Source organism: Bombilactobacillus sp. ESL1202 (assembly GCF_058107125.1).
The window spans coordinates 1,253,169-1,276,825 of the sequence record NZ_CM176590.1 but is presented as its reverse complement, the minus strand read 5'-3'; the positions used below and the strand labels follow the sequence as shown (position 1 = coordinate 1,276,825).

The window sequence follows — 23,657 nt, the reverse complement described above, 5'->3', positions numbered from 1 at the left end:
TGCTAACTTTAGAAGTGGTGACCACAAGAAAGATCTTTCTTACCTTCTAGTACTTGATTATTGTTCTCAAACTTCAATTTTTGTTCTCACTACTAATTTAAGTTTGAAAGGAAGTTAATCTTAAATGGCAAAAAAGAAAGTTGTAATCGTTGGTGCTTCTCACGGCGGTCATCAATCCATTCTAGAGTTATTAAGTCGTTATCAGGATCAAGTGGATATTACCTTGTTTGAAGCGGGGGATTTCATTTCATTTATGTCTTGTGGAATGGAATTATATCTTGAAAACCAAGTAACTGCGGTTCAAGATGTCCGAAACTTTAGTCCCGAAAGTTTTCCTCAAGAAAATGTTCATATTTTCAATAATCACCAGGTTACTAAAATCAACAGCGACCAAAAAAGTGTTGCTGTCACGGATTTAAAAACCGGCCAGAGTCAAACTGTGGCTTACGACAAATTAATTTTAAGTTCGGGGGTAACACCCAAAGCACTACCGCTTCCTGGCAAGGAACTAGATAACATTTATCTCATGCGCGGATTAGACTGGGCCACGAAAATTAAAGCTAAGTTAACTGACCCTACCGTCAAAAATGTTACCGTGATTGGGGCCGGCTACATTGGCATTGAAGCTGCCGAAGCCGCCACCAAAGCTGGCAAGCATGTCACTTTATTGGATGTTATCGACCGCCCACTGGGAACTTATTTAGATGCTGAATTAACCGACATTTTAACTAAAACTTTAACTGCTCACGGTATTGAAGTGCAAACCAAGGTGCAAATCAATGAATTTATTGGTCACAATGGCCAGGTTCAAGCTGTCAAAAGTAGTCAAGCTTCCTATCCTAGTGATTTAGTAATTCAAGCCACTGGCGTTCAACCAGTTACTGATTGGCTCAAAGGCACCGTTAACTTAGACGATCGTGGTTGGATTAAAACCGACGAATATTTACGGACTAATTTGCCAGATGTTTACGCCATCGGTGATGCTACCTTAGCTTATTCCGTATCTGCTCATCAAAAAATGCCGATTGCTTTAGCAACTGTTGCGCGGCGTGAAGCTCGTTATGTTGTCCAACATCTTTTTGAAGACCAGCCTGCAGTACCTTTTGGTGGTGTAGTCGGCTCGTCAGCCTTAAGTGTTTTTGATTATCATTTTGCTCAAAGTGGTCTGAATAGTTGTACTGCTGAACGTGCTGGTATCAAGCTCAGCAGCTCCTTTTACCAAGACACTTTACGTCCTAACTATGTCCCTAGTGGTGAAAATAACCCCCCGGTTTACACGCAATTATTCTTTGACCCTCAAAGTCATCGTTTATTAGGTGGAGCTGTGCTGTCAACTTATGATACTACAGCTCAAGGTAATGTTTTGGCTTTAGCAATTCAGCAACAATTAACGCTGGAAGATTTAGCAGAAGCTGACTTCTTCTTCCAACCAGGTTTTGATCGACAATGGAGTTTGCTTAATTTGGCTGCCCAACATGCTTTAGGCGAAGTTGAATTCACCAAATAAGCTATAATTAACCATTATTACAGCAAAAATTGAGACTACAATTGCTGCAGCTCTCATCCTTCAATAAAATTAACAACAATTATACGCAAAAATGGTTCAATTTGTGAGTTATTTCAAATTCACAAATTGAACCATTTTCATTTTTTAAATATACTTTTTAAGCTTCACCACAATTGAGCTCTAAAATCCAATTTTGCGCTTTGTCGGTACTATTTAAATTTTCGGGATGTTCTAACAATGAAACGTTTAAACGTACGACTTTCCCAGTCACCGGACTATATAAATCCAAAACTGACTTTGCGGCTTCAACTGATAAAACAACATCACCTACTTTAACGGAATTCAAATGATCTGGAAAATCGGCGAAAGAAATTTCGCCAGCTTCTTGCCGACCTTGATCATTTAAGCCGAGACGCAAAACTCCGGTATCACTTTTTTCTTGCCAAAAATATTGTTCATCATTTCTTGCTTGCATTCTGCACAGCTCCCTTCAATTCTGGATGATGCTGATCAAATAATTGTAAAATAGTCTTCACTTTGCTGACGGCATTCGGAATTTTATCCAAACTAGGTGTCATAAGCTGTTCCAATTGTTTAGGAGGTAATACCTGCGTAATATTATTACTTTTTAAAACAACTTCTCTAATTGACAGTTGTTGTTCATCAGCTGTCAAACGAACTTGGTACAACCAATCATGAGCTGTATGTCGGCCGACCTTCTGACTTAAAGCGGTCATGAGTGCTCCTGAATACAAGGTTCCATCATCATAGTCCAAATTAGCAACCATCCGCTCGGTATCAAAAGTCCCTTTCGTCAACACTACCAAAGCATAATTTAATTGTCCTGATAAATACATACAAATTTCGGGCAATCCTACGTATAAATCGCGCCAAACGGCAGTATCCTTTTCACCACTGACTAACATTTGATCGTACATTAACGTCATTTCATTACGAATTACCGTACTCAAGTTCAACATCGATTCACACATATAAGGTTCTCTTGACGTAGGAATCACGGTTGATCCTTGGCGGCCCAAAGCATAAGGTTCACTAAATTCTTGTACTGGTGTCTGACTCATATATAATAATTCTTTGGCCAATCGACCAATTACTTGCGCAATCTCGGTTAACAAATGCGTATAATCGGTAAATCGTTCGCGTTGCGTATGCCAATACATTTCTGCTTGATTTAACGACAATTCTTGACAAAATCGCGCTTCTACTTCTGCATAATGCTCACCAATCATTCCCGATAAACCATCCGCATTGGTTAAACTACCGCAAAAACTAATCTGAGCTTGTCGTTCTAAATTAGTTAATAAATGTTCCAAATCATTCAAAAAAATTCCCAATTTAAAACCTAATGTTGTGTACGAACCATAAGTTCGATGAGCAACTACGGCAGTCAAATTCGTTTGATATTTCTGCGTTAAGGTGGCTAATTGCAGGACAATTTTATCTAAATAATCAATGATGATCTGATGGGCTTGTTTTAATTGGAGGACATAAGCAGTATCTTCAATATCCTCACTAGCCGCTCCTTGATGTAAAAACTGCCCACCACCACCCTTAAATAAAGGTTGCACATAACTAATTAACCCAGCTAAAAAGTGACCACTCCGCGCTACGGCCAGCCTCAACTTCCGTTCCGAAAAATTTTGCGGTTGCAAAACTTGTTGAATTTCCATAGCGGCCGTTTGGGGAATTTTATTTTGAGCGGCCATGGCCTGTGCTAACGCAATCTCCGTTTGACAAATCACTTGGAGTCGATTTTCATCGGTCCAGACGGCTCGCATAGCAGCCGTAGAATACTCATTTTGATTAAAGATAGAACTTAACATCATTCCGTTAGCCATGAACCTGCTCCTCTTCATAATGCTCATTTAATAAAATATCTGCTAAGGCTGCTGGCTGAAATGCTCCCAGATTTTTAGCCACGTCGCCTCTTTGAAAAGCCGTAATCAAATTCTCCTGTTTTAAAGGAACGCCAATCAGATTAGCCTCAACTTCCGATAATTTACCAGAAGCCAAGGAAAAATCACCATAAATTTTACACTTTGTAATGAAACCTGCATGACTCGTGAAACTAAATTCAATCGTTCCTAAGCCGTTAAAATGTCGCGCATGGAAGTGCTCATTGGTTAGTTTAGAACCATAAATCCAGTGTTTTGTGCCATATTTATCATGAGCAATTTGATATAAACGCTGCCAATCTTGTTTTTGCATTTTGTAAGTGGGAATAGTGGCTAAATCATCGGTTGCAAATTGTGTTTTTAAAAACATTTCTTGGATGGCTGTGACGGAAATATCTTGATATTGTGGCTTAAAATATTGTCGAATATTAGTCACGCGACTATGTACCGATTGCACACCTTTAGACCGTAATTTAGCCTTCAATGGTCGTAAAACTGTACCAGCCGCTGTTAAATCAACATCAATCATTAAAGTTCCGCCACATGAGAATCGGTTGCCAATGCGTGCTGAAGACATGCCCGAAAACTTTTTACCTTCAACAGTTAAATCATTGCGCCCATTCATAATTGCTGGAACGCCTAACTGATGTAAAACTTTTAGTGCTGTTTGCGCATAGAGGTCAAATTGTTGATAATTATTACCTCGATCGCTATCAATATAAAAATAAGTTAAATTCCCCGGATCCACATAAACTGCACCACCCCCAGCATTACGGCGCATTAAAGTGATTTTATTCTTTTTCAAATAGTCAAAATTCACTTCAGCATAAACATTTTGATTCACACCGCAAATTACAGCTGGCTGTAAGGGATGGTAAAAACCGAGCAATGTTTCATTGCCAAACTTTGTTTCGGTTTCTAAAAATTCAGACGTGGCTTGACTTAAATACGGATAATTTAAGTAATCCTTTCCATCAGACATGTCAATATATAACACAAATTTCCCCTTCTTTTTTGTAATCGTTACCATTTATTATTAACACAAAAGCAGTTTAAATTCAATTATTATTTTGCTTTATTGGCAGAAACGCAAAAAATATTTTTGGATAACTCGCTTTTTCAACAAGATAATAGTTTGATTCTTAAACTGCTCAGTAATTTTTATCGCTAATCACTCTTTGATATATTCACTTTAACCTTGTTTGCCTAAAGTTGTTCTTAATTTTACAATCGTGGCCCAAGAACCCGTTAAAATCAAGTGATCATTTTGTTGCAAGAGTGTCTCGCCATGTGGAATTAATGGTTTGCCCTGACGAATAATGCGACTGACAATCACGTCTTTTGGCAATTGTGCAACCTGTGTCCCAACCAAATTAGGATTGCTTAATTTAAATTCAAAAATCCGTGAATGGTTGGCAGTAATTAATGGTAGAATTCGGGAGGATTCAATTGCTGAACGTAAAACCCCAGCCCCAACATCAAATGTATTAAAAAATTCAATATTTTTAGCGGCTAATTCTTGCGCCATCATGTGTGATTCTTCAACATCAGGATTATCTAAGCGCACCAAGACTCGCTGGACACCATATTTTTTGGCAGCCAAAGCCAATTGAAAGTTAGTCTTAGAATGTAAATGTGAGATTACCAAAACATCAGTATCAAAAACATCATTGGCAATTAATTGATCAATCTGAAAATTAGAAAGTAAGGTCACTGGCGCTTGAGCTTGAAAAGTCTCAAAACTGTCACGATGATTAGTATAAAGCGCAACCTCATACCATTCTTGGGGTAATTGTTGTGCTGCAGCAACTGATAAGGAAGTAGTTCCGATAATATGAACATTAGTTTTAACAACTTTTTGTTCCTTAGGTTGATAAAGTTTTTTAAACAGCAAAGGTCCTAACAGACAAGTTATGATGGCTGCCAAAGTAAAAGCTCCCGCTTGTTGAGCATTGAGTGCTTTAATATCTTGAGCAATGGCGACACCAGAAATAACTAAAGTCATAGTTGTTTCAACCAGCCAAGTACCTGCTAAAGAGTTCTTTTTAGAAAACAAGTGCTTGAAGCTAAAATAAGCGGGTAATTTAGCTATTAAAAAGGCGACCAATAACAAGGGAATGAGAATTAAAGTTTTTTTCGCACTTAATAATGTGACTAAATTTAATTTAACTCCCGTTAAAATAAAGAAAAACGGAATCAAAAAGCCATAACCAATGGCATTAAGTTTCATTTCAGTTGCCTTTTGTGGTTCTAGTAATTTAATAACAATGCCCGCTAAAAACGCGCCTAAAATATTTTCAGCGCCTACAGACATCGCCAAAACGACTAAAATAATAATAACTAAAAACGCAAAGCGCATATCTAATTGCGTTGTCGATTTATTAAATTTAATAACATTTTTAAAGAAATTGCGAAAATGAGCCAAGAAAAAAGCCGCTACCACAAAGACCAATGATAATAACCATAGCGTTGCCCCGTGACCTCCCTTTAGTGCTGAAAAAATAGTTAAACCTAGTAATGGAATAATCTCACCTAAAACGCCGAACAATAATAACGTTTGCCCATAAGTATTTCCTAATAAATTATTTTCTTTTAAAATGCCAATCATTACACCTAATGAAACCGTCGCAAATAACACTGATGATAAGAAAATATTACTGAATAAACCACCAAGAGCAAATAAAATTCCTAAAATCACCGCTGTCAATAACGTCATAACATATCCAATCGTTGCGATTTTTAATGGTGTAGTACTTGGCGCATTTTTAGCACGCTTAATCTCTAAGGTCGTCGTTGGTTGAGGCTTTTTAAATAATGAAAAATCAATTTCCATACCACTTAAAAACAACAACATAATGGTTCCCAAAGTTGCCAAAGTGTCCAATACAGAATTAATGTGGATAATATTAAAACAACTTTTACCTAATATAATTCCCACAATAATCTCAGCTATATTGGATGGAAGCAGCGAAATCTTAAAACGTGCCAGAATGGTGGGAGTCAAAAAAGCTGCCACTGCCACAATCACTAATGAAACATCCATAAAAACAAATACTCTCCTCGCTTAAAGTTCATTGATCTTTAGATCAGTACTTAAAATTTAATTATAATACAGAAAATACTGTTATTTTTGTGATTCAGGTAAAATTTGGTAATTAAGTTCGAAGAATAATGCTAAAACTATCGCTTAAGATAAGATTTCGTAAAGTACAGTAAACTTTTTAAATAAAATAATCCAGCTTCAAATTTTCTAAAATTGCTAAAAATTTGAAACTAGATCAATATTTAACGTTTTCCTATTGCTAAATCCTTAAGGGTACAAAAACATTATAGCATGTGTTATCATTGATATTGAAAAAGGAATCAGTGCTTGTACACCAATCCCTTTAGACAAAGTTACAAAAGCGGTAGCTATTAAAAGTTTGATAAACTTAAAACAACCATCTAACCTAGGCGAGGCTAAGGATGGTTATTTTTGTCGTCTACCGATTTTGATTTTTAATCAGTTTGACAACTTCAACTACTATGCGTACAATACCCACAAAACTGTGGATCAAGTAAGCAATTGCTAGTAGTTTCATTATTGCTAGTCCTTTCTTCAGGATCTGGCATTATAGTTTTTACACCATAAGCACCACTCCCTTTCTAGGAATAGCCACCACCTTAGCATTTACTTTATCTGTAACTATTTTAGCATAATGCCTCATCTCTTTTCCTTAAAACTAAAAATCCAGCCCAAAATTTTCTAAAATTGCTAAAAATTTAAAACTGGATCAACATTTGACGTTTTTCTATCGCTATAAATCCTTAAGGATACAAAAAAATAATCAATACCTCTACCCCAGATAATTTAAATAAACTACTTGTTCCCACTTTCTTAAAAATTTAACTATGGCTTATCTAATCAAAGCCATAATTTTTTTAAAACTGTAACATTTAATAAACTACCAGCACATTTCTTGAAAGTTCAATTATGTTAATGACTATCACAACTTTTTATTAACTATTCTTAGTGGTCTGTTTCAAAACTTAATTTTGATTAAAACTTTGGTGCTTATTCAGGTTTTAAAACCAGCTTGTTTACCATCATTAAAGTTTGCTATGATAGAGTAAATTATATCAAGAAAAGAGTGAGTTTATGAAACAAGGTACACATATTTTAACCTTAGATAACGGCTATCATCTATGGACCCGCACCGTTGGTCAAGGTGATATCAAATTACTTTGCTTGCATGGTGGACCTGGTGGTACCCATGAATACTGGGAAAACTTTGGTGATGAACTAGCTGATTTAGGTGTCGAAGTTACTATGTACGATCAATTAGGTTCATTTTATTCTGATCAACCAGATTACAGCGATCCCAAAATTGCCGAAAAATATTTAACTTATGATTATTATTTAAGTGAAGTTGAAGAAGTTCGCCAAAAGCTCGGCTTAGATAACTTCTATTTAATTGGCCAATCTTGGGGCGGTTTATTAGTTCAAATGTATGCTGCTAAATATGGTCAACACTTAAAAGGAGCTATCATCTCCAGTATGGTTGACGAAATTGATGATTATGTGAAGCACATTAACCAGTGCCGTCTTGATTGCTTAGGTGCTGATAAAGTCGCTTATATGGAAAAAATTGAGCAGGAAAATAAACTTGATGATCCAACTTATCAAAGTTACGTTGATATTTTAAATGCTGAATACGTAGATCGTAAACAACCTGAAGCCATTCAACATTTGGTATCAACCATGGCGACAGACGTTTATAATGTTTTTCAAGGTGATAATGAATTTGTTGTGACTGGTAAATTGAGCCAATGGCATTTTCGGGAACATCTCCACGAAATTCAAGTTCCAACCTTGCTGACCTTTGGTGAACACGAAACAATGCCAATCTCCTCTGCTAAAATCATGCAAGAAAAAATTCCGCATGCCCGTTTAGTAACTACACCTAATGGTGGACATCATCATATGATTGACAATGCGCCCGTTTACTTTGATCATTTAAAACAATTCATCAAAGATGTCGAAAGCGGCAATTTTAACGATTAATTAAGTATAACCACGAAGGCTCTGAATTAACTGGCTCTTTTTTGTCCAAATGAATTCAGAGCCTTTCTTTAAAATTTTTCGACTGATTTAAATAAAAATATCAGTCTTTAAACAAATTAACTATTTATCCATAAAACGAGTACAATAATTGACAGGAGGTAGTGGTTATGAAATATACAATTTATTTAATCCGTCACGGCCGTACCTGGTTTAATAACTATAACAAAATGCAAGGTTGGTCAGACAGTCCGTTAACCCCTGAAGGAACTGCGGTGGCTGAGCAGGCTGCCCAACAATTAAAAGACATTCCGTTTGATTTAGCAATTTCTTCAGATGCCAGACGAGCCATTGATACTTGTCGGATTATCGTGAGTGCTAATGTTCAACATGAACAATTATTTCCGCAAAAGGCGCCTCGCTTTCGTGAAGAATTTTACGGTTACTTTGAAGGCATGAATTCTGACGAAGCTTGGCACATGGTCTTATCTCCTCACGGATATACTAACTTTAATGAGGCTAGTCAAAAAGTGGGTTTAGATCAAACTAAAGACTGGATGAAAATGGCTGATCCTTTTCATGATGCAGAAAATGCTGAAGAGTACTGGCACAGATTAGATGCTGGCTTCGGTGATTTAGATCAATTAGCTTTTGACGGGGCCAAAGTTTTATTAGTTAGTCATGGCACTACTATTCGTTCACTAGCCCAAAAATATGGTGATGGTTCTTTCAAAGTTAATCAAGGGCCAGCTAATGCCAGCTTAACTACTTTAATTCGCGAAGATGGTCAAAATACAGTGACCGATTACAATCAGGATTTATTAGCTAATAGTATTTTACCTGATACCACTGATCAAACTGAAATTTAACTCAACTATCAATTAGGATTAGCAAGAAATTAAGACTTTTTACTTAAACAAAAAAAGAATGTTTGAAAAACCTACTACTAACTTTAGGGTAAGTTCTTGAACATTCTTTTTTGTCTCAATTATCGCTTAACTAGCCATCCGTTTATCAATATGATTACCTAATAATGATAAGCTGAAACAAACGATAAAGTATAAAACTGCTAGTGCTGCAAACATTGGCAAGATGTAATTAGCATTTTGCCCATAAATCACTTGCGCATGTTGCATCATTTCTGGAACCACGATAATCGTGGCTAATGAAGTATCCTTAATCAAAGAAACAAATTGACTAATCATTGCCGGAATCATTTTTTTGTAAGCCTGTGGTAAAATAATGTGCCACAAGGCTTGAATAAAGTTCATCCCAACCGAACGCGCGCCCTCCATTTGTCCAATATCAACCGCATTTAATCCCGAACGTACAATTTCGGCAATCATTGTTGATTCAAACAACGTCATCGCAATAATTGCTGCAGGAATAGTATCGGGTTTGAAGCCAAAATTAGGTAAGCCAAAGTAAGTAAAGAAAATAATTAATAGTAACGGCAGATTACGAATAATATCAATTATAAAACCCACAATTGCTGATACATACCTAATTTTTGAATAACGAATAATGCCCAAAATGGAACCAAAGATAAAACTTAAAACCACAGAAATGACCGAAATATAAATCGTCACCCATAAGCCCATCAATAAAAAACGTAGATTTAACCACGAAAAAGCTTGTACCCAAGTTTGCATTACCGGTCACCTCCTAAGCTAATTTCTTTTCTAAGTGTTGCATATAATAACTTAATGGTAAGGTTATTATTAAATACAACATACCTACCACTAAGTAACTATTAATGGTATCAAAAGTTGTCGAAGCAATTGAATTAGCTTGATACATGAGATCAAACCCTGCTACAAAAGCTAAAACTGAAGAATTTTTGACTAAATTAACAAATTGATTGCCCAATGGCGGAATCACAATTTTGACGGCTTGCGGCAAAATAATATAGCGCATCGCTTGCCAATAAGTCATTCCCACCGAACGCGCGCCTTCCATTTGCCCGTTGTCTACTGATTGAATCCCCGAACGAATTGTTTCTGCAATAAATGCGGACGTATAAAGGGTTAAACCAATTGTTCCGGCCGTAAAACCATTGATTTTAACAATGTACATGGGAATTACTAAATAAAAAAACATCGTGATAACTAAGAGTGGAATATTTCGAAAAATTTCTACATAAATTTTACCAATCAAACGCACAGTTTTATTGGGCAAAACCTCCATAATGGCAAATAAAGTTCCGATTATTAAGCTGAAAAATAGCGCTAAAATACTTGATAAGACTGTCCAGCCAAAGCCGGTAAGTAGTTGACTACCAAAATTAGTAAAAATATTAATCATTGTCGATACAACTCCTTATAATTAAATCCCGGCACATCACCAAACCACTTTCTGATTAATTGATTGTACTCACCATCACGTTGCATTTGAACAACCGCGCGATCAACAGCTTTAGCAAAAGATGCTTGACCTTTATTAACGGCAACACCATAAGGTTCTTTCGTAAAAGTCCCACCGCGAACTTCAAAACCCGGATTTTCAACCGCTAAACCATATAAAATGCCATTATCCGTTGTTAAAGCATCACCTTGATGAGATTTCAAAGCATTCATTGCCTGAGCATAATCTTGAAGTTCAACAACTTTAGCTTTAGGAGAAACAGCCTTAATATTGGCAACTGAATTAGCCCCAACCACGCCAATGACTGTTTTGCCATTTAAATCGTGAGCATTTTTAATGGCAGAGTCTTTGGGCACTAATAATGATTGGCCGGCATTAAAATAAGAATGAGAAAAACCAATAATTTTTTTACGTTCGGGGGTGATAGACATGGTTGCAATAACAGCATCAATATTACCATTTTTGAGTAACGGCACTCGGGATTGCGAAGTTACTGTGACAAACTTGGCTTTGCCTTTTTGACCTAACAAATGTTTAGTAATGTGTTTGGCCATATCAACATCGAACCCTTTTTCCTGACCATCGCGGACATCAATCAAGCCAAATAATTTAACATCACCTTTAACACCCCAGGTAATCGTCTTTGATTGGCGCGCATTGTTTAAAACCGATCGGTCTGCAACCGTTTTGTTGCAACCACCAATTAATATGAAACTTAATAATATGGGGAGTAACCAAAATTTATTTTTCATCAGTGGTTCCTCCTAATGAGTAATAATCTTGCTCAAAAATTGTTGAGCACGTTGGGTTTTCGGTTGTTTAAAGAATGTCTGGGAGTCATCATCTTCAACAATTTGTCCAGCATCCATAAAAATAACGCGATTAGCTACCTCTTTAGCAAAGCCCATCTCGTGGGTCACAATCAAGGAAGTCATGTCACTATCCGAAGTAATTTTCTTAATAACTTGCAAAACATCATCAATCATTTCGGGATCAAGCGCAGAAGTCGGTTCATCAAAAAGTAGCAACTTAGGACGCATTGCTAAGGAACGCGCAATCGCTACCCGTTGTTTTTGACCGCCAGAAATTTGACTGGGCATATTTTGCGCCTTAGTTTCTAAACCAACCATTTCTAATAATTTCATCGCTTGTTTTTTGTTATCTTCTTCTGGTAAATGACTAACAATGCGGGGAGCCAACATTATATTCTCTAAAACCGTCTTATTAGCGTACAGATTAAAATGCTGAAAAACCATGCCCACGTCCCGCCGTAAAATATTTAAATTTGTTTTATCCGCAGAAAGATCGTGATTATTGACAATCAACTGCCCTTCTTGAATTGATTCTAAGCCATTAACTGTTCGAGCTAACGTACTCTTGCCAGAACCAGACGGGCCAATTAAAACCACTGTCTCTCCTTGATCAATCTCCAAATTAATATCGTGCAATGCGTGAAATTGTCCGTAATATTTTTGAACATTATGAAATTCAATCATTGACATGTTATCGCCTCTTTCAACATTTATTACCATAGCTTCATTCAAAAAGCCATTTTTATGATTATACTCTATCACTAGCAAAATTAAAATTAATCTTTCTTATGGTTAATTTTTTTTAATTTAATCTGGTAAGCAATGGCTAAAATCACTAAAAATCCCAGAGCCGCAATAATCGTATTTAAAAGAAAAATAGCTCTAATATTCTGTGTCAAAAATCCGGTGACTAGTGGCAGACTAACCGTTGCTAAAGCGCCTGCTGTATTATAAAGTCCTGTTAGCCAGCCTTTTTGCTGCGGGAAAAATTCTAATAATAACGTTAAACCTAATTGCATGACCCCGCCTGCTGCTGTAAAACCAATCACTAATGCCAATAAAGTACACAGCCATGGCGATGGCCAAATCGAAAAAATTATTAACGAAATTAGTGAACCTAACGTATTCCAAAGTAACAATTTCAACGTCTTAATTCCTTGATGCGTTAACCAAACAGTTATTAAAACGCCCAATAAAGAGCCTGCACTGTAATAACTAATTAAACTTTGTGCTCGGGTAAAATTAAGCTGTAGCACTTTCTGTCCAAATTGACTGAGCCACTGACTAAAAATATAGAATGTTGCTTGCGCTAAAAAACCGTAACTAACGAAAAGACCTCCTATTAATGACAAACCAGGACGTGCAAGTAAATTTTTAGGTGTTGTGATTTGATGATGATTACTTTTAGTAGTTGGATAACTAATAAAAATAAACAGTAACATATTAAGAATTAAACCCAGCAAACAACTCAAAACACTCCAAAAAAACCAATAATGATTGGCCATCAACCAACTAATGATTAAGGGCAGGCTAAACTGTCCTAACGACATGAACGCTTTAATTAAAACATTAGCACTGCTGGCTTTAGCCGGAAACAATTCTATTAATTCTGGATAAGTACCCGCATCTAAAAAAGCATTGGCTGCTCCGCCCATCAAACCAGTAAGTAGTGCCCCCGCTAATTTTGAACTAATCATTAAACCGCCAAAAAATAACATGTAACCAAACATTCCCATTACAATGATTTTTTGGCGGCCTAAATAGTCTGATAACCGCCCGGCAATCAATTGTGTCAATAAGCGTCCTACGCCAATACTAGCAACAACTTCAGCAATGCCTGCTAAATTTGTTTGCCAATGAAGCGCCAATTGTGTGGCGTTTTGAGCTACGATTAAAACTCCCATGCCATGAATTAAATAATTAAAATATAAACTAAGCGCTAATAAATAGCGTCTGATTCTCATGATTGTTATCTCCTAGCTATTTAAAAAAAGTCAAACCATCACATAAAATTAGAAATGACTATCGCGAATGTGACAAAAGTCATTGAACAATTGATCAAAGTTGAAATAATAAAGAAAGAGGCTGAGACAAAAATTTTCTTCTTATAGTGCTCCAAAAGTCAGAAGTTGGGCTTTAACTTCTACGCAACTTTGGCTCAACTACTTTCAAATCAAGTTCATAATACTAAAACCACAGTTTTTAAAATTTAATAATAATCAATTTTTCTCTTAACCACAACAATAGCCTTAAGCGTCTGACCAGCTTAAGGCTATTTTCTAGATCAATTTCTGATTTTTACTAACTTGTTAAAGTGCTTATTTTCGCTTTAAAACAATTACTTGATACAAACTAATCGTTATTAAATAATAAACTAAATATAATAGGATAAAAATTAAAATTGGCACCCAAACATTTTGATACGGATTACTTAACAGCGGTTTAAACAATTGTAATCCAAACAACAAATTAACAATTCCCATCATTGCTGGGATTCCAAATAAAACGCCCAGTTCTTGATTAATTGAAGTCTTTAATAATTTTGTTCGTGCCCCAATTTTTTGTAACATCGTATAACGTTGTGTGTCTTGGTTAGCGCTAGATAAGACCTTAAACATTAAACAACTAGCCAGCATTGCCAAAAACGCAAAGCCTAAGAAAAAGCCCATGAATTCTAAGCCACTATACATTTCATTAATCATTTGGTAGGTCAGATATTTAGGCATTGCACCTTGATCTTTCAGCATCGGAAAATGACTTTGTTGTGAACGAACTAATTGACCAATAACTTTTGTATTTTGATAAAAATCAGCTGTTTTGATTAAATACAACTTATTAGTCGAGCCCTTAATTTGGCGAAATTCTTGTTCGTTCACCCATTTCAGTGGCTTTTCTAAGGCGTTAGGAACCAACATATGTTGCAAATGGCTCCCCACTTCAGACGTCGAATGCTGCATTTGTTGAGCTGTTGGTGTTAAAACTTCTGTAGTTTGACCAGAAGTTGTCAATAAATATTTAAAAGGTTGTTGATGCAATTGTTGCTGCACGAAGTAAACTTGGCCATTCTGAACTTTATATTGATATAAAGTTTGTTGCGGTTGTTTTAATTGCTGGAGCAATTGTTGTTCATGAGCATTCGGGTTATTAACCACAACATCATAGTATTCCGCGTGATCAGTTACCATCTTAACATTATTTTGAAAACTCATGCCCACACTTAATGCTCCCAAAGCCAAGGAAAACAAGAGCGAAACCACTGCTAAAATTTTAGTGTAATCGCTCAACCGAAAATTTAATTGCCCCAAAGTAAAGCTGTGCAGCTTTTTTAAGGCAAATTGACTTTTCTGTAAAATTCCTAAAAGCAAGCGAAACAGCGTATTAATTAATAAATAAGTTCCCCAACTGATAGTCACCAGACTAATTGCCAGTGCTAATAACTGTAATTTTGTGATTAAAGTCAGACACCAGTAACCAACCAATAATAAACCTAAGCCTAAAATAGAACCCAAAACTTGTCCTGGACCAAAACCAATTTTTTTAGCTGTTTGCGGACTTTTTTCTTTGAGTAATTGTAATAGCGGTAAATGACTAACCTGCCAACTATTTTTAGTTGCTGCTAAAATAAAAATTAAACCTAAAACAATCACGGTCGAGCAAATAGCTGGCCAATAAAACGCGTGAAAACCCGTCACTGAAGTTTGTAATTTATGACTTAGAGCCTGTGCCACAAAGCGCGTCAACCCGAGCCCCACAATCATGCCACTCACCAAACTAATCAAACCAATGGTTAAAGTTTCGCGGATAACTAAGCGGCGAATTATCTTGGGGCGAGCCCCCAGCATTAAAAACATTCCGTACTCTTTTTGCCGCATACTCATTAAAAAATTATTGGCATACAGTACATAAACAAAAGTAATAATAATCAATAAAACTGTCCCTAGTTGAAAAACAATTGGCGTTACTGCAATTGGTGAATTAGTTTTTAAAAATTTTTGATTAAGTGCCAAAGCTTGAAACATGTAAAAAATTGCCGCCGCAATTAACAAACCGGAAAATAAAACTGCATAATCTTTAAAACGCCGTTTTAAACCGGTTAAGGCTAACTTGTTTATCATTTTAGTTCTCCTCTTTTACTCTGTGGTTGAAACAATCAAATTAAGACGTTTCTGGGCGCAGCTTATTTTATTCGATAAATGTTCCTAAATTATTTAAAATTTGTTGGTAAAAATCACTGCGGCTCGTCTGTTTGCGGCGCAATTCTAAACCAATCTGCCCATCACGAATAAATAAAATTCGTTGACAAAAACTCGCCGAAAAAGGATCATGGGTCACCATGAGAATTGAAGTTTGATCCTCTTGATTGAGTTTCGTCAACGTATCCAATAAAGCCCGCGCACTTTTGGAATCTAGTGCTCCAGTAGGTTCATCACCCAAAACAATTGCTGGATCATTAATTAAAGCTCGTGCTGCCGAAACTCGTTGCTTTTGTCCCCCAGATAATTGAGCCGGGTAATGCTTTAAATACTGATTCAAGCCCAATTTATCCGCTACTGCTTGAACCTTGGCTTTAATCAAGTTAGGCTTTTCTTGTTGCAAGGAAAGCGGCAAGGCAATATTTTCAAAAGCCGTCAAATTATCTAGTAAATTAAATTCTTGAAAAATAAAGCCAATTTCTTGAGCACGAAAATCAGATAACTGATTGCCTTTTAATTGAGTTACGTCTTGTCCATTAATTTTGACGATTCCACCAGTGGGTTGATCAAGCGTTGACATTGTATTCAGTAACGTTGTTTTTCCTGAACCAGAAGCACCCATAATCCCCACAAATTCACCTTGAGCAACATTTAAATTAATATTTTTGAGCACCGAGGTCTGAACCGCTTTTTTCTTACCGTAAACTTTTTGCACATTTTGCAATTCAACAACTAAACTCATCGTAACCTCCACAATAATATTTTTTAACAAACTATATTATATGATGAATAGCATTGTACATCAAATTATATATTTTCGTCAAACTTTTTTTGGCGTATACTATTTACGTTTTTGAATTAATCTGGAGGAGGATAAAACATTGCTTGAAGATTTAGATCCCGATCGTAAAAAATTCATCAGCTGGCCTGTGGTCGCCCTCATGGACTTCGTCACAGTCATTGGGTTTGATGATATTATTTATAATTTTCAAAACCAAGGTTTAGCCGTAGTTACAACTTGGATTTTAATGTTATTTGTTTTTGTTGTACCTTATGAAATGATTGTCGGGCACTTAGGTTCGGTCTTTAGTCATGATGGTGGCGGGATGAGTTCTTGGGTGCGCCATACTAGTGGCGATTTATGGGGCTATATTTGTGCTTGGACTTACTGGGTCTCAGGTTTACCCTATATTGTCGATGTTGCTAATTCAATGGTCATTTCTTTTGGCTGGTTGATCTTTGGTAACAACTCGTTATCCGATAAAATGAGTAATGCGATGTTTGCTTTATTAACAGCGGTCATCTTCACTGCGTTTATCTTTTTAGAACACCGCTTTAAAAATTCACTACAATTCTTTAGTATCATCGGTGGTGGCGCCATGTTTGTGATGACGGTTTTATATGTCATTATGACCTTTATTTATCTGGGGCATGGTGGCGCGCCCCATACGCAACCTTTTACTTGGAAATCATTTATGCCCCACGTTGATATGAAATACTTAGGTTCTTTTGCACTAATTATTTTCGCCATGAACGGGAGTGAATTCGCTGCTCCTTACGTCACAGAAATGAAAGATGGCAAGCGAGACTTTCCCAAGGCAATGTGGATGTTGGCAATTATGACTGGCTTTTTAACAGTTCTCGGATCTTTTGCATTAGGAATCTTCTTTAATGCCCATCATTTACCAAATGACTTAAAGATGAACGGTTCTTATTATGCTTTTCAAAAAATGGGTGCCGAATTTGGTCTAGGAAAATTCTTTTTATATGCGTTTGCGATTACCCAGGCAATTTATATGATGGCTCAATTAGCCGTCTTATTGGACGCTGGAACTAGAATGTTCCTATCTGATACCGCCAAAAAATATCTACCCAAAAATTTAACTAAACTAGATAATCGGGGGTTACCAATTAACGGTTACTGGCTAACAACGGGCATTTGTACCTTTATTATGGTAGCCAGCGCAACGTTGCCGAATATGAATTCCATTTTTAATCAATTATTAAATTTAAATGGTATTGTTTCGCCATATACAACTTGTTTTCTCTTTTCTTCCTTTATATTGGTACGCTTACATGACAAAAAATACCCTTCCGACTTTGTCTTCATTAAAAATAATAAACTAGCTGTCGCTGTGGGCATTTGGTGTTTTGCTATCACCTTTAGTTTTGCCACCTTAGGCATTTGGCCAGTAGATGAAAAACCAGGCACTACCACTTTCTATCATGTTTTAGCTTTAAATATTATTGAACCGCTAGTCATGTTAGCCATTGGTGCGATTTTGCCAATGATTGCTCGTCATCAACGACAAAAAGAGTTAAGTTAACATTGAAACTAAAATTTTTAAAAATCCGATAACCGCCAAAGAGTCCGAACTAAAAGTAATATTAGTTTCCAAAGCCGAACCTAATTTTGGAAATTAATACAATACTTTTTATACTAGGGCTCTTTTTATTACTTATTAACAAGCAATGATTATCTTTCATAAAATGCTGCTACTTATTGAAAACTGTTATTTTTGGTGTTTTTGCCTGTCAACTAAGCTCACTATTCTAACCAAAAACTATCCTTAACATACACAATTAGCTAAAATAGAATACAAAATCCAACAATCAATTCCATTAAGGTTAGTTCAAGAATTTGAATTTTACGATACTAAAATTAAGACAAAGGCAATTATGGATAGGAGAAAACATTATGAATCATTTAACTTCAGTAATTATTAGTGGTGTCAGCCATCTCCAAGCAGACTTTTTTGGTTCAATGGACGAATTGAACCAGTTAGCCCTCGCTGCCAATTTTCAAGTTGCGACTACTTTTACCCAAAACCTTGCACAAATTAATCAGCAAACTTATTTTGGTCAAGGCAAGGTGCAAGAATTAAAACAACTAGCCCAATACTATGACGTCCACTTGATTATCGTTAATGACGAACTAACACCAGCGCAATTACGAAATTTAGAAAAAATGACCCACTTGAATTTTTTAGATCGGACAGAATTAATTTTACAAATTTTTAATCGGCAAGCTCATAGTCGCCAAGCACAACTGCAAGTTAAGATTGCTCAGTTACAATATCAATTACCCCGCATCCATCCTTCGGGTAACCCTTTAGACCAACAACGTGGAGGCGGTGTAGCCAACCGGGGTACTGGTGAAAGTCAATTGGAATTAAATCGCCGTACTATTAAGCAACAAATTTCTCAATTAAAACATGAATTACAACATATCCAAACTGCTTTAAAAACTCAAGGTCAGCGGCAAAATAATTCTGCCTTACCAAAAGTTGCCTTAGTTGGTTATACCAATGCCGGTAAATCAACTACTTTGAACGCCATCTTAGATCTTACTAACTATAAAGCCGCCAAACATGTGGTTGCCAAAAATCAATTGTTTGCTACTTTAGATACGGCTGTTCGCAAAATTCAAGTACCGCGGCAAACTAATTTCTTACTCTCAGACACCGTCGGCTTTGTCAGTAAGTTACCGCATAAATTAATTGAAGCTTTCAAGTCCACTCTCACCCAAGCTCAAGATGCCGATTTACTGATTCAAGTTCTTGATTATGCCGATGAACATCATGAACAAATGCGCCAAATAACTAATCAAACACTCCACGAAATCGGCATTGAAAATAAGCCCATAATTTATGCTTATAATAAAATTGACCTTGAAAAAGAGCGAGTACACACCCAAATTGATGGTAATAGTATTTATTACAGTGCGAAAAAGCCAGACAGCATCAGCCAGTTAATTGATTTAATTGAACAAAATTTAACTAAGCATTACCATAAAATCACCGTGTTAATTCCTTATAATCAAGGTCGTTTAGACAATTACATTCAAAATAATTTAACCATTAAACAAAAATATTTCACGGCCACGGGAACCTATTATTACCTTTTAGTGTCCACGCATCAACTTAAGACCTTACAACCATTTGCAATTTCTGAGCAACAAAAACCAGCTCCACTAACATAAATGTTAAAAAAGGCAATTAACTAAAATTAAAACTAAGTTAATTGCTTTTTATTTTGTTTAACTAATGATTGATCAATGACAAGTACCGCTAGTTATTAAGAAAGCTCCAATCATCATATTTATATTAACTAATCAGCAAGATTTTTTAATTATATTTTGGTGTCCAACTGGCGAAAAACTTATATTTAATTAATTTACAATCACTAAATATAATTTATTTTTAATATTACTATTTACTTTTTATACCAAACTAGGTAAACTAGGGGAAATATTTTGGTCAGGAGTGATTTATCGAATGAAATTCAACCAACTCTTCTTAATTAGTGGCGCACTCTTAGTGACTGGTTCTTTAACCACTGGCTGCCAGTCCAGCAACAACAACGCTGCTAATTCCAGTTCCGTTAAGTTCATGGCTAAAGACGTAATTGCCACCATGGATCCTTCCTTAAACACCGACGTTATTGGCTCGCAAAATCAAAACAACACCATGGAAGGTTTATACCGTTACCGTGGTAAAGCTCTAGAGCCCGGTATGGCTAGTAAAATTGTCAAACCAACTAATAATGGTTTAACTTATACTTTTCCGATTAGAAAAAATGCCAAATGGTCTAACGGACAACCAGTAACTGCCCAAGACTTTGTCTATGCCTGGCAAAGAACAGTTGATCCCAAAACTAAGTCCCAGTATGCATACGCTTTTGAAAACATTGTAAATGCTAAAGACATCTCAGCTGGTAAAAAAGCAGTCGCAACAATGGGAGTTAAAGCAATTAATGATCATACTTTCCAAGTGAATTTAGCTAAACCTGTTCCTTATTTTAATCAATTGATGACGACGCACGCTTTTTTCCCACAAAATAAAAAGAACAATGATAAATGGGGCAAAAAATACGGCACTAGTTCCAAAACCATCGTCTTCAATGGACCGTATAAATTAGTTAATTGGAACAGTCCAGATACTACCTGGAACGAAGTTAAAAATCCGAAATATTGGAATGCTGATAAAGTTAAAGTGAAAAAAATTCAATACCAAGTAGTCAAAGATCCATCTACGGCCTTAAATCTTTATCAATCCAAAAAATTAGATGACGTTGTCATTAGTGGCGATATTGCCAAGCAAATGAAAAAGTCTAAAAGTTATAATATTGTTAAATTAAATGCTACTTTTTATATTCAAATGAACCAAAAAAAGGATCCAATTTTTAAAAATCCAAAAATCCGGCAAGCTTTAGCTTTATCAATTGACCGTCAACAATTAACCAAACAAGTTTTAGGTGATGGTAGTTTTCCAACCTCGTCAGTGACGCCAGCACACATGGCGTATAACCCTCAAGATAAAAAGCAAGACTTTATCAAAGCAGCCAGACAAAACCAAAAGCAAAGTTATGCCAAATATCAACCGCAATTAGCGAAAAAACTCTGGCAAGAAGGTCTTAAAGAAACTGGTCAGGAACAGAAAAAATTTACTTGGACGTTATTGGGTGATGATACGGATACTTCGAAAAAACAAAGTGAATTATTACAGAATCAGTTAGAAAAATTACCTGGTGTGAAAATTAATCTCAGTAATGTTCCTTTCAAGAGTCGTCTTAACCGGACTGATGATGGTGATTTCGACCTCGTAACGACGGGCTGGAGTGCCGATTATCCGGATCCAATTAACTTCTTAACGCTCTTTACAACCGGAGCTAGCAACAACGATGGCTACTGGAGTAATAGTCAATATGATGCTTTAGTCGACAAAAGTTTAAATGCCGATGCTAATAATGCTAACTTACGTTGGCAAGATATGACGAAAGCGCAAAGTATTTTAGATGAACAGCAAGGTGTTATTCCGATGTATCAAAAAGGTGATGCTCATTTAACTAATTCGCGCATTAAAAGTGTTAAGTATGATCCAGCGGGTCAATGCGATATTTTAACTTTGAAATTAAAATAATTTTTTAAAAGAATTATTACCTTCATTAAATAATAAAAATCATAAAAAAAGATATCCAGAAAATATTTTTTATTTTCAGATATCTTTTTTTAGCTAAATTGTCTAAAACTAATTTGGGACTAAATCTCACAAAAGCTTATGAATGAGCATTTTTTAAGATTATCAGTTTACTTTTAATCTTAAACATTGTAAACTTAACTAAATGCTTATGAATGAGGAGAGGTTCTTATGAAGTTAAAACAAGTGTTAGTTGCCAGCACAACAGCACTCGTCAGTATGGGTGTGCTCGCCGGTTGTGGTAGTTCATCAAAATCAGCATCATCGACCGATACTGTGCGAATCATGCGTAAAGATGTGATTGCCACCATGGATTCTTCCATGAATACTGATGTCATCGGTGCGCAAGCCCTAACAGATACAATGGATGGTTTGTATCGTTATCATGGCAAAGATGTTAAACCAGCTATTGCTACTAAGGTTGTTAAACCAACTAACAATGGTTTGACTTACACTTTCCCATTAAGAAAAAATGCTAAGTGGTCTAATGGTGACCCCGTGACGGCTAATGATTTTGTCTTTGCTTGGCAAAGAACGGTTAATCCGAAAACTAAATCACAATATGCTTACATTTATGAAGGAATTGCCAACGCTAAAGAAATTACTGATGGTAAAAAACCAGTTAGTTCTCTTGGAGTCAAAGCCTTAGATAAGCACACTTTACAAGTCACCTTAGATAAACCCATTCCTTATTTTGATGAGTTAATGACATCTGCAACTTTCTTCCCTCAAAATAAGAAAGTTGTTAACAAATGGGGTAAGAAATACGGCACTAATTCCAAGACTTTGGTCTTTAATGGTCCTTATACTTTGAAGAAATGGAATGGCCCAGATAATACTTGGAACGAAGTTAAGAATAATGGTTATTGGGATGCTAAACGTGTCAAAGTCAAAAAATTACAATTCCAAGTTGTCAAAGACGCTTCAACTGCGCTCAATCTTTACCAATCTAACAAACTTGATGATGCTATTTTAAGTGGCGACACTGCTAAGCAAATGAAGAACTCTAAAGGTTTCAACATTAAGAAGATGAATTCCACTTTCTATGTGCAGATGAATCAAAAGAAGGATCCAATCTTTAAGAACCAAAAGATTCGTCAAGCTTTGGCTATGTCGATTGACCGTAAGCAATTGACAAGCAAGATTTTAGGCGACGGTAGTGTGCAAAGTTTATCCACCACACCATCTAATATGTCCTATGATCCTGCTGACAAAGCACAAGATTTTGTTAGTGAAACCAAGCAAAGTGCTAAAACGGCTGAATACAACCCCACTAAAGCTAAGCAACTTTGGAAACAAGGTTTAGCTGAAACTGGTAATACGGGTAAGAAATTTAACTGGACACTCTTAGGCGATGATACTGATGGCTCTAAGAAACAAGGTGAATTCTTACAAAATCAATTAGAGAAATTATCCGGCGTTAAAGTAACGTTGAACAATGTTCCGTTCAAGAGTCGTCTAACTCGTTCAACAAATGGTGATTTTGATTTAGTAGTTACTGCTTGGAGTGCCGACTATCCTGATCCGTCTAACTTCTTGACCCTCTTCACTACCGGTGCAAGCAACAACAACGGTAATTGGAGTAATAGTGAATATGACAATCTTGTTAATAAGAGCTTAACTGATGATGCCAATGATCCAAATGCTCGTTGGAAAGATATGAAGGAAGCTCAAGATGTTTTAAATAAAGAACAAGGTGTTATTCCGATGTATCAGATGGGCGAGGCGCATATGACAAGAACTAACATTCAAAACCTCAATTATGGTCCATCAGGAAATTACGATACAGTTTCACTTCGTGTTCATAAAAAATAATGATTAACTAATGAAAACGGAGTTGCAGGTA

At 36.1% G+C, this 23,657-nt stretch carries 18 protein-coding genes; 7 read left to right on the top strand and 11 right to left on the bottom strand.

Translation table 11 applies throughout. The features are described from left to right. The first annotated feature begins 124 nt into the window (after positions 1-124). Positions 125-1,507: an FAD-dependent oxidoreductase gene (locus AC3B7A_RS05650; protein ID WP_489755161.1), complete on the top strand. Its 1,383-nt coding sequence runs from the start codon at positions 125-127 to the stop codon at positions 1,505-1,507. 157 nt (positions 1,508-1,664) lie between these two features. Here AC3B7A_RS05650 and AC3B7A_RS05645 read toward each other — a convergent pair whose 3' ends face one another. From AC3B7A_RS05645 to AC3B7A_RS05630, 4 genes are all read right to left on the bottom strand, one after another. Next, positions 1,665-1,982: a glycine cleavage system H family protein gene (locus AC3B7A_RS05645; protein ID WP_489755160.1), complete on the bottom strand. Its 318-nt coding sequence runs from the start codon at positions 1,980-1,982 to the stop codon at positions 1,665-1,667. Further along, positions 1,966-3,366: a lyase family protein gene (locus AC3B7A_RS05640; protein ID WP_489755159.1), complete on the bottom strand. Its 1,401-nt coding sequence runs from the start codon at positions 3,364-3,366 to the stop codon at positions 1,966-1,968. The genes AC3B7A_RS05645 and AC3B7A_RS05640 overlap by 17 nt, the downstream gene beginning before the upstream one ends. Then, complete coding sequence (lplA, locus tag AC3B7A_RS05635) at positions 3,359-4,405, bottom strand: lipoate--protein ligase (protein WP_489755158.1); 1,047 nt, start codon at positions 4,403-4,405, stop codon at positions 3,359-3,361. Before lplA ends, AC3B7A_RS05640 begins: the two co-directional genes overlap by 8 nt. A 210-nt stretch (positions 4,406-4,615) precedes the next feature. After that, entirely contained in the window at positions 4,616-6,466 is a 1,851-nt protein-coding gene (locus tag AC3B7A_RS05630; protein ID WP_489755157.1) for a cation:proton antiporter domain-containing protein, read from the bottom strand. Positions 6,467-7,561: 1,095 nt separating this feature from the next. On the opposite strand from AC3B7A_RS05630, the gene AC3B7A_RS05625 reads away from it, so the two are divergent. Next, a complete protein-coding gene (locus AC3B7A_RS05625; RefSeq protein ID WP_489755156.1) occupies positions 7,562-8,467 on the top strand; it encodes a proline-specific peptidase family protein in 906 nt (301 codons plus the stop codon). Positions 8,468-8,634: 167 nt separating this feature from the next. Next, positions 8,635-9,333, top strand: coding sequence for a histidine phosphatase family protein (locus AC3B7A_RS05620; RefSeq protein ID WP_489755155.1), 699 nt, complete (start codon positions 8,635-8,637; stop codon positions 9,331-9,333). Between the two features lie 126 nt (positions 9,334-9,459). Here AC3B7A_RS05620 and AC3B7A_RS05615 read toward each other — a convergent pair whose 3' ends face one another. From AC3B7A_RS05615 to AC3B7A_RS05585, 7 genes are all read right to left on the bottom strand, one after another. Next, the gene (locus AC3B7A_RS05615) at positions 9,460-10,116 is read right to left on the bottom strand and encodes an amino acid ABC transporter permease (RefSeq protein ID WP_489755154.1); all 657 of its coding nucleotides are present in this window, start codon (positions 10,114-10,116) and stop codon (positions 9,460-9,462) included. A gap of 13 nt (positions 10,117-10,129) precedes the next feature. Then, positions 10,130-10,768 (bottom strand): amino acid ABC transporter permease, encoded by a 639-nt coding sequence (locus tag AC3B7A_RS05610; RefSeq protein WP_489755153.1) that lies wholly within the window; start codon positions 10,766-10,768, stop codon positions 10,130-10,132. Then, positions 10,765-11,580: a transporter substrate-binding domain-containing protein gene (locus AC3B7A_RS05605; RefSeq protein ID WP_489755152.1), complete on the bottom strand. Its 816-nt coding sequence runs from the start codon at positions 11,578-11,580 to the stop codon at positions 10,765-10,767. The genes AC3B7A_RS05610 and AC3B7A_RS05605 overlap by 4 nt, the downstream gene beginning before the upstream one ends. A 12-nt stretch (positions 11,581-11,592) precedes the next feature. Next, complete coding sequence (locus AC3B7A_RS05600) at positions 11,593-12,330, bottom strand: amino acid ABC transporter ATP-binding protein (protein WP_489755151.1); 738 nt, start codon at positions 12,328-12,330, stop codon at positions 11,593-11,595. A gap of 86 nt (positions 12,331-12,416) precedes the next feature. Continuing rightward, a complete protein-coding gene (locus AC3B7A_RS05595; protein ID WP_489755150.1) occupies positions 12,417-13,604 on the bottom strand; it encodes an MFS transporter in 1,188 nt (395 codons plus the stop codon). A gap of 354 nt (positions 13,605-13,958) precedes the next feature. After that, entirely contained in the window at positions 13,959-15,755 is a 1,797-nt protein-coding gene (locus AC3B7A_RS05590) for an FtsX-like permease family protein (RefSeq protein WP_489755149.1), read from the bottom strand. A 67-nt stretch (positions 15,756-15,822) separates the two neighbouring features. Then, positions 15,823-16,575 (bottom strand): ABC transporter ATP-binding protein, encoded by a 753-nt coding sequence (locus AC3B7A_RS05585; protein WP_489755148.1) that lies wholly within the window; start codon positions 16,573-16,575, stop codon positions 15,823-15,825. A gap of 199 nt (positions 16,576-16,774) precedes the next feature. Here AC3B7A_RS05585 and AC3B7A_RS05580 point away from each other — a divergent pair, with 199 nt between their 5' ends. The 4 genes from AC3B7A_RS05580 to AC3B7A_RS05565 all read left to right on the top strand — a co-directional run bounded on the left by AC3B7A_RS05580 (position 16,775) and on the right by AC3B7A_RS05565 (position 23,626). Further along, positions 16,775-18,160, top strand: a complete 1,386-nt coding sequence (locus AC3B7A_RS05580; protein WP_489756554.1) for an APC family permease — start codon at positions 16,775-16,777, stop codon at positions 18,158-18,160. Positions 18,161-18,531: 371 nt separating this feature from the next. After that, positions 18,532-19,815, top strand: coding sequence for a GTPase HflX (gene hflX / locus AC3B7A_RS05575; RefSeq protein WP_489755147.1), 1,284 nt, complete (start codon positions 18,532-18,534; stop codon positions 19,813-19,815). Between the two features lie 295 nt (positions 19,816-20,110). Continuing rightward, positions 20,111-21,754 carry a peptide ABC transporter substrate-binding protein gene (locus AC3B7A_RS05570; protein WP_489755146.1) on the top strand — a complete coding sequence of 548 codons (1,644 nt, stop codon included), beginning with the start codon at positions 20,111-20,113 and terminating at the stop codon, positions 21,752-21,754. 228 nt (positions 21,755-21,982) lie between these two features. Further along, the gene (locus AC3B7A_RS05565) at positions 21,983-23,626 is read left to right on the top strand and encodes a peptide ABC transporter substrate-binding protein (protein ID WP_489755145.1); all 1,644 of its coding nucleotides are present in this window, start codon (positions 21,983-21,985) and stop codon (positions 23,624-23,626) included. The last annotated feature ends 31 nt before the right edge of the window (positions 23,627-23,657 follow it).

Excerpts from the sequence above, each read along its gene's own strand:
- AC3B7A_RS05650 (WP_489755161.1), top strand. The coding sequence starts at position 125 with ATGGCAAAAAAGAAAGTTGTAATCGTTGGTGCTTCTCACGGCGGTCAT.
- AC3B7A_RS05645 (WP_489755160.1), bottom strand. The coding sequence starts at position 1,982 with ATGCAAGCAAGAAATGATGAACAATATTTTTGGCAAGAAAAAAGTGAT.
- AC3B7A_RS05640 (WP_489755159.1), bottom strand. The coding sequence starts at position 3,366 with ATGGCTAACGGAATGATGTTAAGTTCTATCTTTAATCAAAATGAGTAT.
- lplA (WP_489755158.1), bottom strand. The coding sequence starts at position 4,405 with ATGTCTGATGGAAAGGATTACTTAAATTATCCGTATTTAAGTCAAGCC.
- AC3B7A_RS05630 (WP_489755157.1), bottom strand. The coding sequence starts at position 6,466 with ATGGATGTTTCATTAGTGATTGTGGCAGTGGCAGCTTTTTTGACTCCC.
- AC3B7A_RS05625 (WP_489755156.1), top strand. The coding sequence starts at position 7,562 with ATGAAACAAGGTACACATATTTTAACCTTAGATAACGGCTATCATCTA.
- AC3B7A_RS05620 (WP_489755155.1), top strand. The coding sequence starts at position 8,635 with ATGAAATATACAATTTATTTAATCCGTCACGGCCGTACCTGGTTTAAT.
- AC3B7A_RS05615 (WP_489755154.1), bottom strand. The coding sequence starts at position 10,116 with ATGCAAACTTGGGTACAAGCTTTTTCGTGGTTAAATCTACGTTTTTTA.
- AC3B7A_RS05610 (WP_489755153.1), bottom strand. The coding sequence starts at position 10,768 with ATGATTAATATTTTTACTAATTTTGGTAGTCAACTACTTACCGGCTTT.
- AC3B7A_RS05605 (WP_489755152.1), bottom strand. The coding sequence starts at position 11,580 with ATGAAAAATAAATTTTGGTTACTCCCCATATTATTAAGTTTCATATTA.
- AC3B7A_RS05600 (WP_489755151.1), bottom strand. The coding sequence starts at position 12,330 with ATGTCAATGATTGAATTTCATAATGTTCAAAAATATTACGGACAATTT.
- AC3B7A_RS05595 (WP_489755150.1), bottom strand. The coding sequence starts at position 13,604 with ATGAGAATCAGACGCTATTTATTAGCGCTTAGTTTATATTTTAATTAT.
- AC3B7A_RS05590 (WP_489755149.1), bottom strand. The coding sequence starts at position 15,755 with ATGATAAACAAGTTAGCCTTAACCGGTTTAAAACGGCGTTTTAAAGAT.
- AC3B7A_RS05585 (WP_489755148.1), bottom strand. The coding sequence starts at position 16,575 with ATGAGTTTAGTTGTTGAATTGCAAAATGTGCAAAAAGTTTACGGTAAG.
- AC3B7A_RS05580 (WP_489756554.1), top strand. The coding sequence starts at position 16,775 with ATGGACTTCGTCACAGTCATTGGGTTTGATGATATTATTTATAATTTT.
- hflX (WP_489755147.1), top strand. The coding sequence starts at position 18,532 with ATGAATCATTTAACTTCAGTAATTATTAGTGGTGTCAGCCATCTCCAA.
- AC3B7A_RS05570 (WP_489755146.1), top strand. The coding sequence starts at position 20,111 with ATGAAATTCAACCAACTCTTCTTAATTAGTGGCGCACTCTTAGTGACT.
- AC3B7A_RS05565 (WP_489755145.1), top strand. The coding sequence starts at position 21,983 with ATGAAGTTAAAACAAGTGTTAGTTGCCAGCACAACAGCACTCGTCAGT.